The sequence below is a fragment of the Pedobacter nyackensis genome (assembly GCF_032678475.1).
GTDB classification, from domain to species: Bacteria; Bacteroidota; Bacteroidia; order Sphingobacteriales; family Sphingobacteriaceae; genus Pedobacter; species Pedobacter nyackensis_A.
Map to the genome: position 1 here is coordinate 1 of NZ_JAVTSF010000002.1, position 13,915 is coordinate 13,915.

Sequence of the window (13,915 nt, forward strand, 5' to 3'; positions counted from 1 at the left end):
ACCAGTTGTTCTTTCTAATGTACCTGTAAACTCATCTGTTCCGATCAGTGCCGGAGCAACAGTATACGTCAGTTCAGGATCAGTCTCACCATATACTTTGGTTTTGGCAGCGGCTGTCACCGTAACCGCTTTAGCCGTAATGCTTAAGTTCGCTGGAACATAAGTCACCGCATAATTGCTGTTCAGTGCCAATGTACCCTGACCAATAGCATGGTTACCAATGTTCTCACCAGTTGTTCTTTCCAAGGTACCTGTAAACTCGTCTGTTCCGATCAGTGCCGGAGCAACAGTATACGTCAGTTCAGGATCAGCTTCGCCGTATACTTTGGTTTTAGCCGCAGCAGTCACCGTAACCGTTTTAGCTGTAATACTTAAGTTTGCTGGAACATAAGTCACCGCATAGTTGCTGTTCAGTGATAGGTTCCCCTGACCAATGGCATGGTTACCAATGTTCTCACCAGTTGTTCTTTCCAAGGTACCTGTAAACTCGTCTGTTCCGATCAGTGCCGGAGCAACAGTATACGTCAGTTCAGGATCAGCTTCGCCGTATACTTTTGTTTTAGCCGCAGCAGTTACCGTAATCGGCTTACTGTTTACAACTAAATCCTGGGTTACAGGAGTAGCTTCATTATATGCTGAATTTCCTGCTTGCGATGCTGTAATCGTTGTTGTTCCTGCAGTCAGAACGGTCACTGTACTTCCCGATACGGTAGCGACATCTGTATTGCTGGACACATAAGTTACAGCTAATTCCGAACTACTCGTTGCAGTCAGGTTAAAAGTAGGAACTCCATATGTTGAAGCTGCTACGGGGGCAAAAGTAATGGTTTGTGCCGCCTTAGGTGTAGCTCCAACATTATCTGACTTTAACCCTTCATTTCCAGCTAAATCTACCGAGGTTACGCGATAAAAATAAGAGGTTCCATTGGACAGTCCCGTATGCGTATAAGTCAAGGTTCCTGCCGGAATAGTCTGTACAGCTACAGTTGGATCATTTGTAGTTCCTGCATAAATGATGTATTTGTCTACATCTGTAGATACACTGGCATCCCATGTAATGACATTCTGCCTATCTCCGGCAGTCGCAATTATCCCTGTTGGAACAACAGGTGCAGTGCTATCAACGTTAACGGTTACCCCTACCGATCCTGCACTTATATTTCCTGCAGCATCACTTGTTTTTGCAGTAATGGTGTGAGGTCCTGTAACCAGCGCCGAAGCCGTCACGGACCAGCTACCGCTGATAAGATCCGCTATGCCAGTTCCCAGGACAATAGTACCATCTTTATATAGTGTAACAGTAGCACCTGCTTCTGCAATACCGGTAAAGGTAGGTGTCGTCACATTAGTGATATTGTCACCTAATATACCTGAATCACTTCCAGCAGCCAAAACTGGTACAGATGGAGCATTCGGAGCTTGCGTATCAATTACAATATTTTTACCTGCTCCTAATGAACCTACAGCTCCAGGTACTGGTAACGTAAGTATAGCGTCTGCCCCATTGCCCCTTATGGTACCGCCATTAAGCATTATTGCATTTATATTAAAATAATCCAGATCAGCACTGCTGTCCCCTGTTTGTATCGTATACCTAAAAGTAAGCGAACCGCTACCGCTGCCTGTACCTGAATAGTCAATTATCCGATCTGTTGTACCGGTTTCCAGTTTAAGTTGTGGTGTACCTGTTACATCTACTGCTGCAGAAAAGTTAACCTGTATGGAAATAATGTCACCTGCCTTAAAAGCACCATTCGGGGTATCTGAAGATACAGATGTCACTCTCGGATAAGCAGGTGCAGTGAACACTGCATCATTGCCATCATTGCCAATGTAAGAAGCTGTTAGCATCGTACCGTTACCTGCCGCTGTTAGCGTAGCTCCTTGAGCCAGACCATTAAATGTACCCGTGATCGCATTTGTTCCATTATTTTTGACGAGGATATAAGGATCTGCGTCACCAGCTGTATAACCATGTGATGCTAAAAGAGATACTCCTGAAACGTTTACATCCCCGTTCACAATTACCTGGTCATACAAGCTACCTGCAGTAATCCCATTAATTTCCACTTCAAGCGCACTGCCGGATACCATTGACAAATTTCCGTTGATAGTTAGCATACCAGGGCCATTACCCGGAGCCAGTTTACCGCCATTGCCCACGGTCAGTGTATTTATTGAACCCGTGCCAAAAATGCTACCAGTCCCTCCTAATATTGCACCACTCCCTACAGTTAAACTGCTACTGCCATTTAATGTACCATCAACTTTTAAAGTTCCCCCTGCTACGGAAGTACTGCCTGTATAGGCATTTATACCCGATAAAGTTAATGTCCCAGTACCTGTTTTATTCAGACTACCTCCATTACCACTTAAACCTCCGGAAAAAAGTGTACTTAAGTTATTTCCACCAGTAGTCAAGGTATAGCTTCCCAGAGCAACACTTCCTCCACCAGCCAGGGAAGCAAGTGTTTCATTAGCCCCCAGCGCGAGTATAGCACCACTCACGACATTAACTACACTCGCATCGGCAATCGCCAATCCACCATTAAGTATGAGCGTTCCGCCGTTAATATTAGTTGAGCCAGTATAAGTATTAGCACCTGAGAGCGTAAAGGTACCAGATCCATTTTTTGTAATACCACTGGTATTGAGCGAAGATATCACCCCTGAAAAAGTTGTACCCGTATTATTGTTGCCTGTTGTTAAACTGTAACCAAGAACCACATTTCCGGCACCTGCAAGAGAACCAATAGTTTCAGAACCGCCTGATAATGTCAGCGTGGCGCCACTAGCTAAGTCCACCAGGCTATTATCACCAATAGAATTACCACCGCTAATACTTAAGCTTCCTGCTGATATTAAGACATTTCCAGTATGTGTATTGATTCCCGTAAGTGTCAAGGTATTGGCACCGGTTTTTGTCAATGTACCTGCACCACTAATTACTCCACTTATCGTAGCATTTGCTGTGGTGCTAATAACCGAATTTCCCGAAAATGTAATGCTGTTATCGATATTGGTATTACTGGTAATTCCCAGCGTGCCTCCATTTAGTATTAAAGTACCCGTGCCCAGGTTAGCGTCTGATGAAATATTCAGACTTCCATTATTTACTGTAACAGGCCCCGAATTGGTATTGGTACCGGAAAGGGTTAAAGCTCCTCCTCCCATTTTAGCAAATGCTCCTCCACCGCTAATTACACCAGATAACGTCACGGCAGCAGGGAATTGTATAAAGCCTCCATTCACACCCAAAGTAATATTATTATCAATAATAGTGCCCACACTACCTACAAATAGGCCACCACCATTCAGGGTTAAAGTACCGGAAGACAGATGGCTATAGCCTGAAATGTTAAGTACACCTCCTACAACATCAATCATTCCCGACATACCGGTCGAATTGCTGGAATTCGTGAGCGCTAAGGTACCCTCTCCCATCTTTCGCAAATTTCCACTACCGGCCAGTGCACTTGAGATTGTTATGGTACCGTTGCTCTTGCTAAGGGTCAGGCTTGTGGATCCAGCTTGTGTAATTATATGATTGGAGATATTGAGATTGCTGGTCAGATCGGCGTTCAGCGTCAAGCTTTCATTTATAGCCAGGTTACCTGCCAGGTTCATCATTCCAGTAAAAGCACTGCTTAAAATAAGGGTCTGGATACCTGTTTGGTTATTAGAAATAGCCACTGCTTCGCTAAAACTAACCCCATCATTTAGGTCTATTGTTGCTACATCAATAGCATTTGTTACGTAAATATCATTTGAGGTTACATTTACATCTGCAACCGTGGTGGAGATACCGTCGCTCAGACTAAAACGAATAGTTGCATTACCCGCGGGAGTGCTATTCTCATACTTAATACTTCGGATAACGTTTTGTACTAAATCCGTTGTAGCATCATTTAAAAAGTTAATATAAAGTAAACCATTGTTGTTGGTAAAGGTGGCAAAATTAATGCTTCCCGATTTGAGATTGTTGCCATCGATGGTAAAACCTGCCCCGGGATTGTTGAAAGAGAAGACATCCGAAGATATAGCAGTAATGGAACGTTGAACAGTCAAACTACTACCAGCCCAATTACCTAAACCACCATTTAAGGCAGATAACTCATCATCAAAAACGGTTGCATTTGCACCTAGATCAAGGGAAATCGAACCGCCAGACAAGGCAACAATATCACCATCCAGGTTACCAATCACTGGGGGAACTACAGCCGCTAAAGTCCTTTGCGTCCCCGTACCTGAATTTGGTCCCGTACCACCTGAATTTACACCTCTAACCCTGAAATAGTAGGGCGTATTGGCACTTAAGCCGTTCACTAACTGTGATAAACCATTTACCACTAAGTCATTGTACAAAGGCAATTTATTGTTAAAGGCGCCATCAGTTGCTACATCCAGCAAATAGGATGCGGCGCCATTAGCGCCAGTCCAATTTACAGTAAATCCTGTTGTAGAAACAGTTGCAGCCGATGGTTGCGAGGGCGAAGGCGGAGGAGTGGTAAAACTTAGTATATTTCCGCGTGTCGTACCCGCGCTGTTGGTGGCGTTTACTCGATAGTAATAGGTATTTCCACCATAGATACTGGTAACATTCGCCGATACAGCAGTATTTCCTGAACCAGCATTAACCGCATTAGCCGACCATTGAGACCCCTCTCCATTATTTACATTAGCGCTATTAACATGGAGATTAAACGTCACAGTCGTTTGTGCACCATTAGCGTTAACCATACCGTTTATGGTCGCGGTATTAGTTGTTACGTTGGTCGCAGCCATAGTACTTACGGTTGGAACGGAAATAGGTACAACAGCGGCCCCTATCACTACATCATCGAAATAATTATAAAGTCCACCAGTACTTCCTTTTTTCCCCGTAATTTCAACACGTGTCACATTACCAAAATTCGCATTTTGTGTAACTGTGTTTATAGTAGTCATACTGTTCAGTGATGCTGCTGGTAAAGCAGGTAAGCTTGCTACCAACGTACTCCCATTATAAGCATTCACATAGATATCAAATCCCATAAAACCGGAGATTCGGAATGAATTTAGAGAAAACGGTGACTGATCGGGAAGCGAAATGATAAGCTTATCATTAGGCAAACCACTCATTACCGACAGGGCCCAAGAGGCACCAGGATAATCCATGGTAAAGTTCCCCATGTCAAATGGATCTGTAGTTGTAGCGGCATTGTTGAAATGGAATCGTACAGACTTCCCTCCTTCTACAAAATCAATAGTCGCGGGAAACTGCTCCTGATAATCAAATCCGGCTGGAGGGGTATTAAAATTTATCGTAGTTTGTCCAAAAACTGCCCCACCTATCAGAAGAAACAAGAAAGTGAAAAATAGTTTGTAGAAGTTTAAAATGAGTAGCTTTTTTTTCATACAGAGGGAGTAAGCGATTTTAGATTTTTGACAAGCGTTTTAATGGAATTGAACAGTTAAATAACCGTGGTCAAATTTACCCAACCTGTTACACCAATAGTTAAATTCGGGGTATACTTTCCTCTAACTATTCAATAGTTGTAAGTAAAAAACTGATAAAACATACAAAAAAACTACATTACGACACTTTCTTAGTTAAGAAGAAGGCTTTTGGCATCAAGCCTGTTTCCTTTTTAAAAGCATTATAAAACGTAGCCAAACTCTTAAAACCAGACTCGTAGGCTATAGCCTCTATGGTCATTTTATCCGACTTCAAAGGATATTGAATTATAAAAAAATCAATCCGATAGCCATTAATCCAATCACGAAAATTTTTCTCGAGGAATTTATTAATTACAAAGGAACAATGATGAACAGGGATATTAATTTCATTAGCCAGATCAACAATTTGAAAATTAGCTTGCAAATATGGCCTTTTACTCTCCATGAAAGATTTCATTAAATCAGCATAGACTGAGACCTGATCAGACATTAGATTCACCTTCTTCGCTGGTGCTTCAGTTTTCGGAAATTCTTTAACCTCTTCCTCAACCTCTTCTTTATCCTCCTCCATATCCACAGCCACAAACAGATAACCGTAAAACAACTTTGGCTGATGCATAATGAACACAACAATAACCAGGAGTACGACACAGTTAAGCATAATAAACAATGCATTGAACAAAGACCCTTCTAAGTCCCATATCAGCAATGGAACGAAGCTTGTTAACTGAAAAAAGGTTGCTGCCCTGACGAAGAAAAGAATCCACTTTTTACCATCAGCACCAACTTTCTCTTGAATAAACTTCGATTTCAATATTGCAACCCAGGTTGCCGTCAGGTAAGCCAGCAATAGAATAGGCCTACCCACATAATAAAACCAGGATGGAAACAATCCACTCCGTTCGGTTATAAAAAGCTGTTTATTCTCTAAAATCTGATCAGCTATAGCACTCCAGTTAACCGGAGGCGAAATAGGCCAGGGCAGTATATGAACAATTGCAAGGAAAAACGGAATAAAATGAAACCATTCAAATTTCCGTAGTTGACTACGCCCGTTAATAAAAGCCGTTACATACAAATAGAAACAAGCAGGAGCAAGGTAATAAACTGGAGTAAAAACCTGGTAAAAGAAAGAATAAACAGTCCTTTCATTAGAACCAACCAGCAGATAGACCAGCACCTGGCCAAATCTGGAAATAAAAATAACTGAGAGTAAACGATTTAATAACCTTACTCCTCGTTTTGCAAAAAACAAGTGCAACGAAAGTAAAAGCAAGAAAAAACAACTAATACTTGAAATAAAGCTCAAAACCCCCATATTTGAAAGCGCAAGATATACGTTTTTATTTTAAATGAATATAAACAATTTATAAATTCAAGCAAAAAACAGATTTTAAACTTAATTTAATCTAACGACTTTTGTACTCAGAGTTAAAGCTCACGATCAATCATTAGCCTATACAAAATGGACCTATTCAGCAACGAAACAAATGCATACAACAACTTATTACCAAACGATGGTACAGTAATTTATTACGGAAAGTTGATGTCATTACAGACCGCCAACGATTACTTTGCCATTTTAATGGAAACTATTGAATGGAAAAACGATGAAGCGATAATTTTTGGCAAACATATATTAACCAGGAGAAAGGTGGCGTGGTATGGAGATAAAGAGTTCGAATATACTTATTCCAACACTACAAAGAAGGCGTTGCCCTGGACTAAAGAGTTGCTGGAATTGAAAGCAATCGCAGAAAAAACACTAGGAGAAACATTTAATTCCTGCCTGCTGAATCTTTACCATACCGGAGAAGAAGGTATGGCCTGGCATAGTGACGGGGAAAAAGACCTGAAAAAGAACGGAGCAATTGGATCTATGAGCTTTGGCGCAGAAAGGAAGTTCGCTTTTAAACATAAACAAAGCAAACAAACGGTATCTTTAATTCTTGAACACGGAAGCCTATTGGTCATGAAAGACGACACACAGACCAATTGGCTGCATAGACTCCCTCCTACCAAACAGAAACACAAACAAAGGATCAACCTGACTTTTAGGACAATTATTGATTAAATATCTTTTCCTCCCGGAGTATACTCTAATACATCTCCCGGTTGGCAATTCAGGGCTTTACAAACGGCATCTAGAGTTTCTATGCGTATAGCTTTAGCCTTGCCCGTTTTTAAAATGGAAAGATTAGACATAGTAATGCCTACCTTTTCACTGAGCTCAGTAAGAGACATCTTACGTCGGGCCAGCATTACATCAATATTTATGATTATCGCCATCTTAAACTGTTAAATCCTGTTCATCTTTCAATTCTTTACCTTTTTTAAAAGCAAAATACAATGCAGCAAAAATAACACTTAAAACCGCAGGCTTCCAGAAAACCGCCCATGCATCTGCACTTAATTTAATATCATCGGTAAAATACTTGTAAAAAATCAACCGCATTAAAAGATTCAACAGAAATACCCCCAGAGGTATCCATAAAAAGCTCAATGCTATTATCTTTAATCTTAGCACATTGCCTTCCGAAAAAGGCGTCCCCCTCGCAATCTCCAGTAAAAATTTGATGAACCCACCAACAATAAAATAGAGAAAAAATAAGAAAAGCAATACCATAAAAACAAGACATACTATATTTAAGACATTAACAATATGGTTACTTGCAGGGATAAGCAGACTTTTAGTCCTTACATCATACCTGAAAGGGATAGCAACATCCACCTCTTTACAATTATACACCTTATGATTTTCACGAGAAGCCTGTTTGAGTTCACAAATCGTCTTTCTTAAATATGGCTTTCCATCTTTAACATAGTACTTAATCGGTTCCGGTCTGCCAACTGTATCTAAAGTCCACCAGTTAAGCTTAATAAAATGTTCTTTAGTCTTAAGCCGATCATCATCAGACATCGAACAGTTTTCGCACCTTTCCAGTGTCAATCCACCTATAAACATAGCCTGAGCAGAGCTCCCCGTTAACATCCCATTTTTCATATTTCGACGCTGTCTTACACTATCTGTCAATTTACGATACTTTTTATGTGGTAAAGTATCCGAGATTAAATCATCTATCGGCTCCAAAGAATTATCAATTGAATACGTAGCACTAGTAAATGAGCCATTTAAATCAATATTGAATGTAGAAGGCCCCGACTTGATCGTAAACGGAAAAAAAATGCTTACTATAAAAAAGACAAACAACAGTGCAAGCAAAATAACAAATATGTTAACGGTCATATTAACAGTCCGGGACTGGGGAAGGTTAAACTTCATAATTATAGATTAAGATCACAAACCTAAACATTATTCAATAATTATTTATTGATTTGCAATAAATAATTATTGAATAATGGAACATTTGGATTAACAATTATGTTTTCCTATTTTTAAATAATCATCCTTACCGCTCCATGGAAATACAATCTGGCTATGCCACGCGCAAGCCTTTTCTTTTTATTATTCTGATCTATCTTATTGCTGGACTGACCTGGCTATATCTAGGCGGCATCCTTATTGGTATAATTGATAAAAGCCATCCTGATACTGACCTTCGTTATTTATATGCCTTCAAAAACGTTTCCTTTATGTTTTTTACAGCTGTGGCGCTATTTTTTCTACTGAGAGCTTATCAAAAACGGCTATTGCGTGCAGAAAGTAATTATTTCAAATTGTTTGAAGCTTCACCGGGAGCAATATATGTAATGGAAAAGCTAAGCTTCAGGTTTCTTGCAGTAAATGACGTGATGGTCAGTAAATATGGATACAGCCGGACTCAGCTACTTAAAATGACCGCAATGGATATCCGGCCTAAACACGAACAAACAAAGCTAAGAAACTACATGAATTCGGATCATGCTGAAGGGCATGAAACGGGGATTTGGCTGCATCAAAAAAGAAATGGAGATGCTTTTTATGTACTGATTTCACATCATTCGATAAAATTCAAAGACAGCGATGCTTATATTGTTATTGCCATCGATATAGACCGGGACATAAGGAATGAACAAAGACTGAAGGAAATAGCCTGGACAAACTCGCATGAGATCAGAAAACCCATCAGTAATATATTAGGGTTAATTGAAATCATGAAAACTGAATCTCCCAATCAACCAACCGATCCAGAGCTACTCAAAATGCTGGTCAGTTCCGCCTATGAACTTGATGGGATCGTAAAAAAGATCAATTCACATGCGGCAGAACTAGATAGAATCTAGTCCTTAGGTTTAGATGTATCTTGCTTGGGCGGACGAGGTCCTCTTTTATAAATAACCAATCCATTTAAGAAATTACGCAAGATCTGATCCCCACATTTTTTAAAATTAGGATGATCATCAGCCCTAAAAATATCCCCAAGCTCACTTTTACTCACTTTAAACTGCACCAATTCCATTATCTTAATGATATCATCATTGGTGAGCGACAACGCTACACGTAGTTTTTTAAAAATATCGTTATTACTCATATTACATTGCTATTTCAATCTTTACCTTCTTGTTCTTTATTCTTTCATTAGACAAAGCGCCTAACACATTTTTCACCATCTTACGTTTTACCGCAACATAAGATGCCTGATCCTTCACCTCAATCAAACCCACATCTTCTTTTTGTAAGCCTCCTTTTTTCAAAAGCAAACCAACAATATCTATTTTGTTTACTTTGTCTTTTTTACCAGCAGCGATATACAAGGTTTGCCATTCGCTATCCTTCGGCAATTTAAAATCACCTTTAAGGCTTTCCGTTTCAATATCAGTTTTCAGAAAAGGATACTTCTCATCATCTGCAATAATCAGATATGCCGTTCCCTTTGCATTCATTCGCGCGGTACGCCCATTGCGGTGTAAAAATGCATCCTCAGTATAAGGCAATTGATAATGAATGATACAGGCCACTTCCGGAATATCCAGGCCTCGGGAAGCGAGATCAGTAGTAATGAGGATTTTGATACTTCCATTTCTGAATTTCAACAAGGCACGTTCCCGCTCATCCTGTTCCATTCCACCGTGAAAAATATCATGCGCAAGATCCTGATCTATTAGCAAGTCACTAATACGATCAACCGTCTCCCGATGGTTACAAAAGATAAGCATATTTGAATTGCCAATCTTACAGATTAGTCTTAACAAAGTACTTAACTTATCTTCAGCAGTGGTCAATACCTTCTTTAATTTTAAATCAGGCACAACTTCAACATGCTGCAAAAAATTGATCTCCACAGGCTTACTAAGTCCCGTAAACTCAGGAATATCTTCCATTGCCGTTGCCGATGTCAGTATTCGCTGTTTTAAGGAAAGTAACTTACGAATGATGTAAGACATATCCTCCTGAAAACCAAATTCCAATGCCTTATCAAATTCATCTAACACCAAAGTAGTGGTCACCGACTCGTCAAAATTATCATGTCTAAGGTGATAGGCTATCCTACCGGGTGTCCCGATCAAAACCGCAGGCGGTTCTTCAAAGTTGTTCCGTTCTATCTTAACCGGATGCCCGCCATAACAGCAATTGACTTTAAAGCCTGTCGACATCTGCCTGAATACCATTTCAATCTGCAATGCCAGCTCCCGGGAAGGAACCAATATCAATGCCTGCACACCCTGAACCTCCTTGCGCAAATTGTTTAATACAGGCAGAAGAAAACCTAAAGTTTTACCAGAGCCTGTTGGCGCTAATAAAACAATATCACTTCCTTTTTTACCAGCAGCCAAAGTATCCAGCTGCATTTGATTAAGGGAGGCAATCTTTAATTTCTCCAGTATCTTTTCTAGCATCATGCTGCAAAGATAGTGGAATTAAGGCATTAAAATTTCAGATACTTCTTTCTAAGAAACTTCAATGAACTGTTTAAGCGAACATCAAGGTTCATCAACATGTGCCCTCTTTCCGAAATCCATGTGGTCATCTTATTGTTTGCACGCTTAATTGGCACATACACACGCTCCTCCATCACCTCCTGATAATCAACAGGAGCCATGCTTCGCTGAAGCAAATAAAATTCATTTAACAATTCTATCTTCATAATGCTTATATTTAGTTAGCGATTCAATTATTTAACGAATAACGCAATGCCTTATTATAACAACTCTGAGTCTAAAGGGTTTCAACATATATCAAATCTGTTGACAACTAATTGATTGTTAGCAATTAAACAACAGTAAGTTAACACTTTTTTAAATTTATCCACCTATTTTTAAGAAACCTGAATACGGGTTGTTTAAATATTAACACCAATAACGTATGACCTGGAAGAAATTTAGCGGCGAAATCATCCACTCGCCCATCTTAGAAGAAGTTGAAAATGCCATTATCAGAGAAAATGACAATGGTTATCGGCTTAAAGTATGCATCGGCACCGACTCACAGGTAAAAGGTGCATTCACAGATTTTGCCACCGTAATTGTTTTGTTACGGGAACATCATGGCGGCTTTATGTACATCCATCAGGAAAGAACCAGTCAGAAAATGAGTATAAAAGAAAGAATGTTGGTTGAAGTACAGAAATCTATCGAAACGGCTTACTCAATTTGCGACCTGTTGGATTTGTACCGTGTTGACCTGGAAGTACACGCAGACATCAACACAAACCCAATGTTTAAATCTAATAAAGCCCTCAATGAAGCAATGGGATATATACTGAGTATGGGCTTCATTTTCAAAGCTAAACCAGAAGCTTTTGCCAGCTCAACCTGCGCAGATAAAATGGTGCATTAACTGGAGCTTTCTTACCATTTTTGTCCGGGACTTACAGGCAAAACCTTAGTTACCGGAGGAACAATTATTTTTTTCATCATCACATCTTTAAAGCGTTCAGCAAAAAGATTAACCTCTCTGGTTGTAGCTTTAACATAACCAGCCCACTCAGCAGCATTTAACTTTCCTGGCTTATTTTCAAGCGGCATGCCCACGGTAGTAAACGGGACAAAATTCCCATATCGATCTCTTTGATAGGGGATAAAATTAAAATCCGTTAACCAAAAACGATATTTACCATCCTTTGTTTCTACGTAAAAATTATAGCGTACTTCTCCAGAAGGACGGCTTAAAACCAACGCAGTTTTATTGATGACCAATTTTCCAGTTGCAGACATCAACGAATCGCTATCAGCCGATTTCGGCTTTAGAGATTTGGCAGACTTATTTAGAAAGCCACTCGCCCTTACCCGCAATGAATCTTTGGATACATCTTTTAACTCCACCACTTCATAATAAATCAGCTTACCCCGATCATCCGTAGCCAAGGGCTTCTCCTGCGCAAATCCGGTTCCTGTCAAAAACAATAAAATAACCAGGGTTAAAAGTTTCATAACATAAAGATAAAAAAAGCCACCGGATATATCCCGGTGGCTCAAGATAATATAATCGAGACTAAAATGCGTAAACAGCAGCCAGAGAGAACTGTGAAGCCGATTTAGTTAGTGTAACACCATCGCTTTTGAAGAAAGACTGTGAAAGATCTTTATCATTATCGAAACGAACTTCAGGAATAAAGGTCAAGCCGCCTGCTTTAATATTTGCAGATAAAGTTCCTGAAAGAATCCCTGCATCGGCACCACCTGCAACCCCTTTAATATTAAAATACTCACCTCTTAAGCCCAGAGAAACAGCTGGTGTAAATGCATACTGAGGATACAATGCACCGCCGGAATAACCGCCGTTATCATTTGACACAGAATAATCAGCTGCATTGATCCCTAATTTAAATTTATCTGTAACCTGGTAACTTCCTGTGAGATCGAAAATCGTTCCTACGCCACCTGCACCTTCCGAATATCCGGAAAGTCCATTCAGATAAACTGTCAGACCTTCAACAGGCGCCAGCATCAACTGACCGCCGACATGAGACACCCCATTGAAATCCTGATAAGTATTCCAGTCATTAAACAAACCCAGCATTAAACTAACTTTATCAGAAAAAGCATAAGTACCTTTGATGCCGGCATTCTGAAAAGGCCCCGCACCAAACAAATATGAGGTTGAGTAGTTAAAATTAGCAACAGGTGAAATCACCTCGTAACCAATGAACGTTCCCATATAACCCGCAGTCATACTAAACTTATCAGAGAAGGCATAGTTCACATAAAGGTTCTGGATATGAAAACTAGAGGCTGAAACATCATCTCCATTAGCAGTAAAGGCATAAGAACCATTAGGAATCGATTGCTCCTGCCCTCGTGGTCCAAAGGACAGCTCTCCAACAAACGATGCTTTACCGGTAGTTTTCTTTAAAGCCAGATCAATCATACCTATTGAGACTGAATTCTGCTCTGAAGCAAAATAAGTTTTAATATTAGGCGCTTTTGCAAAATCATATTTAAAATAAGTATCTACTGATCCTGAAATTTGCAAAGGCGCTTCTGCAGCTTCCTGCGCGTAGGTTGCAGAAGCGATTGTTAACGTGGCTGAGGTTAATAATGATCTTAATTTCATAATCTGGTTTTGGTTTTGGTTTGAGGTTGAGAATTTAGATGG

Annotated in this window: 12 protein-coding genes; 3 read left to right on the top strand and 9 right to left on the bottom strand. The window is 40.0% G+C overall.

Features of this window, described 5'->3' with window-relative positions; all coding sequences use genetic code 11:
• Positions 1-5,397: beta strand repeat-containing protein (locus R2Q84_RS07610; protein WP_316815953.1), on the bottom strand; the 5,397-nt coding region annotated here is incomplete at its 3' end.
• Between the two features lie 178 nt (positions 5,398-5,575).
• Positions 5,576-6,694 (bottom strand): helix-turn-helix domain-containing protein, encoded by a 1,119-nt coding sequence (locus R2Q84_RS07615; RefSeq protein WP_316815954.1) that lies wholly within the window; start codon positions 6,692-6,694, stop codon positions 5,576-5,578.
• 210 nt (positions 6,695-6,904) lie between these two features.
• Between R2Q84_RS07615 and R2Q84_RS07620 the strand changes: the two genes are divergently transcribed.
• Positions 6,905-7,513, top strand: a complete 609-nt coding sequence (locus tag R2Q84_RS07620; protein ID WP_316815955.1) for an alpha-ketoglutarate-dependent dioxygenase AlkB family protein — start codon at positions 6,905-6,907, stop codon at positions 7,511-7,513.
• Here the strand turns inward: R2Q84_RS07620 and R2Q84_RS07625 are convergent.
• Together R2Q84_RS07625 and R2Q84_RS07630 are read right to left on the bottom strand one after the other, a co-directional pair.
• Positions 7,510-7,728, bottom strand: coding sequence for a helix-turn-helix transcriptional regulator (locus R2Q84_RS07625; RefSeq protein WP_316815956.1), 219 nt, complete (start codon positions 7,726-7,728; stop codon positions 7,510-7,512). The two genes, R2Q84_RS07620 and R2Q84_RS07625, sit on opposite strands and share 4 nt — an antisense overlap.
• Before the next feature lies 1 nt (position 7,729).
• Positions 7,730-8,722, bottom strand: coding sequence for a DUF2975 domain-containing protein (locus tag R2Q84_RS07630; RefSeq protein ID WP_316815957.1), 993 nt, complete (start codon positions 8,720-8,722; stop codon positions 7,730-7,732).
• Positions 8,723-8,859: 137 nt separating this feature from the next.
• Between R2Q84_RS07630 and R2Q84_RS07635 the strand changes: the two genes are divergently transcribed.
• Positions 8,860-9,663: a PAS domain S-box protein gene (locus R2Q84_RS07635; RefSeq protein WP_316815958.1), complete on the top strand. Its 804-nt coding sequence runs from the start codon at positions 8,860-8,862 to the stop codon at positions 9,661-9,663.
• Here the strand turns inward: R2Q84_RS07635 and R2Q84_RS07640 are convergent.
• The 3 genes from R2Q84_RS07640 to R2Q84_RS07650 are packed head-to-tail and all read right to left on the bottom strand — an operon-like array spanning position 9,660 to position 11,465.
• The gene (locus tag R2Q84_RS07640) at positions 9,660-9,911 is read right to left on the bottom strand and encodes a DUF1456 family protein (RefSeq protein ID WP_316815959.1); all 252 of its coding nucleotides are present in this window, start codon (positions 9,909-9,911) and stop codon (positions 9,660-9,662) included. The two genes, R2Q84_RS07635 and R2Q84_RS07640, sit on opposite strands and share 4 nt — an antisense overlap.
• A gap of 1 nt (position 9,912) precedes the next feature.
• On the bottom strand, positions 9,913-11,220 hold the full coding sequence (locus R2Q84_RS07645) for a DEAD/DEAH box helicase (protein WP_316815960.1): 1,308 nt from the start codon (positions 11,218-11,220) through the stop codon (positions 9,913-9,915).
• A 26-nt stretch (positions 11,221-11,246) separates the two neighbouring features.
• Positions 11,247-11,465 (bottom strand): hypothetical protein, encoded by a 219-nt coding sequence (locus R2Q84_RS07650; protein WP_316815961.1) that lies wholly within the window; start codon positions 11,463-11,465, stop codon positions 11,247-11,249.
• A 218-nt stretch (positions 11,466-11,683) separates the two neighbouring features.
• Between R2Q84_RS07650 and R2Q84_RS07655 the strand changes: the two genes are divergently transcribed.
• Positions 11,684-12,157: a ribonuclease H-like YkuK family protein gene (locus R2Q84_RS07655; protein WP_316815962.1), complete on the top strand. Its 474-nt coding sequence runs from the start codon at positions 11,684-11,686 to the stop codon at positions 12,155-12,157.
• A gap of 11 nt (positions 12,158-12,168) precedes the next feature.
• On the opposite strand, the gene R2Q84_RS07660 is transcribed toward R2Q84_RS07655, so the two are convergent.
• Together R2Q84_RS07660 and R2Q84_RS07665 are read right to left on the bottom strand one after the other, a co-directional pair.
• Complete coding sequence (locus tag R2Q84_RS07660) at positions 12,169-12,750, bottom strand: DUF4468 domain-containing protein (RefSeq protein WP_316815963.1); 582 nt, start codon at positions 12,748-12,750, stop codon at positions 12,169-12,171.
• A 61-nt stretch (positions 12,751-12,811) separates the two neighbouring features.
• Positions 12,812-13,873: a porin gene (locus R2Q84_RS07665; RefSeq protein ID WP_316815964.1), complete on the bottom strand. Its 1,062-nt coding sequence runs from the start codon at positions 13,871-13,873 to the stop codon at positions 12,812-12,814.
• Positions 13,874-13,915: the final 42 nt, after the last annotated feature.

What these genes read in the sequence shown, in the direction of transcription:
- R2Q84_RS07620 (WP_316815955.1), top strand. Translation starts at nt 6,905, where the DNA reads ATGGACCTATTCAGCAACGAAACAAATGCATACAACAACTTATTACCA.
- R2Q84_RS07625 (WP_316815956.1), bottom strand. Translation starts at nt 7,728, where the DNA reads ATGGCGATAATCATAAATATTGATGTAATGCTGGCCCGACGTAAGATG.
- R2Q84_RS07630 (WP_316815957.1), bottom strand. Translation starts at nt 8,722, where the DNA reads ATGAAGTTTAACCTTCCCCAGTCCCGGACTGTTAATATGACCGTTAAC.
- R2Q84_RS07635 (WP_316815958.1), top strand. Translation starts at nt 8,860, where the DNA reads ATGGAAATACAATCTGGCTATGCCACGCGCAAGCCTTTTCTTTTTATT.
- R2Q84_RS07640 (WP_316815959.1), bottom strand. Translation starts at nt 9,911, where the DNA reads ATGAGTAATAACGATATTTTTAAAAAACTACGTGTAGCGTTGTCGCTC.
- R2Q84_RS07645 (WP_316815960.1), bottom strand. Translation starts at nt 11,220, where the DNA reads ATGATGCTAGAAAAGATACTGGAGAAATTAAAGATTGCCTCCCTTAAT.
- R2Q84_RS07650 (WP_316815961.1), bottom strand. Translation starts at nt 11,465, where the DNA reads ATGAAGATAGAATTGTTAAATGAATTTTATTTGCTTCAGCGAAGCATG.
- R2Q84_RS07655 (WP_316815962.1), top strand. Translation starts at nt 11,684, where the DNA reads ATGACCTGGAAGAAATTTAGCGGCGAAATCATCCACTCGCCCATCTTA.
- R2Q84_RS07660 (WP_316815963.1), bottom strand. Translation starts at nt 12,750, where the DNA reads ATGAAACTTTTAACCCTGGTTATTTTATTGTTTTTGACAGGAACCGGA.
- R2Q84_RS07665 (WP_316815964.1), bottom strand. Translation starts at nt 13,873, where the DNA reads ATGAAATTAAGATCATTATTAACCTCAGCCACGTTAACAATCGCTTCT.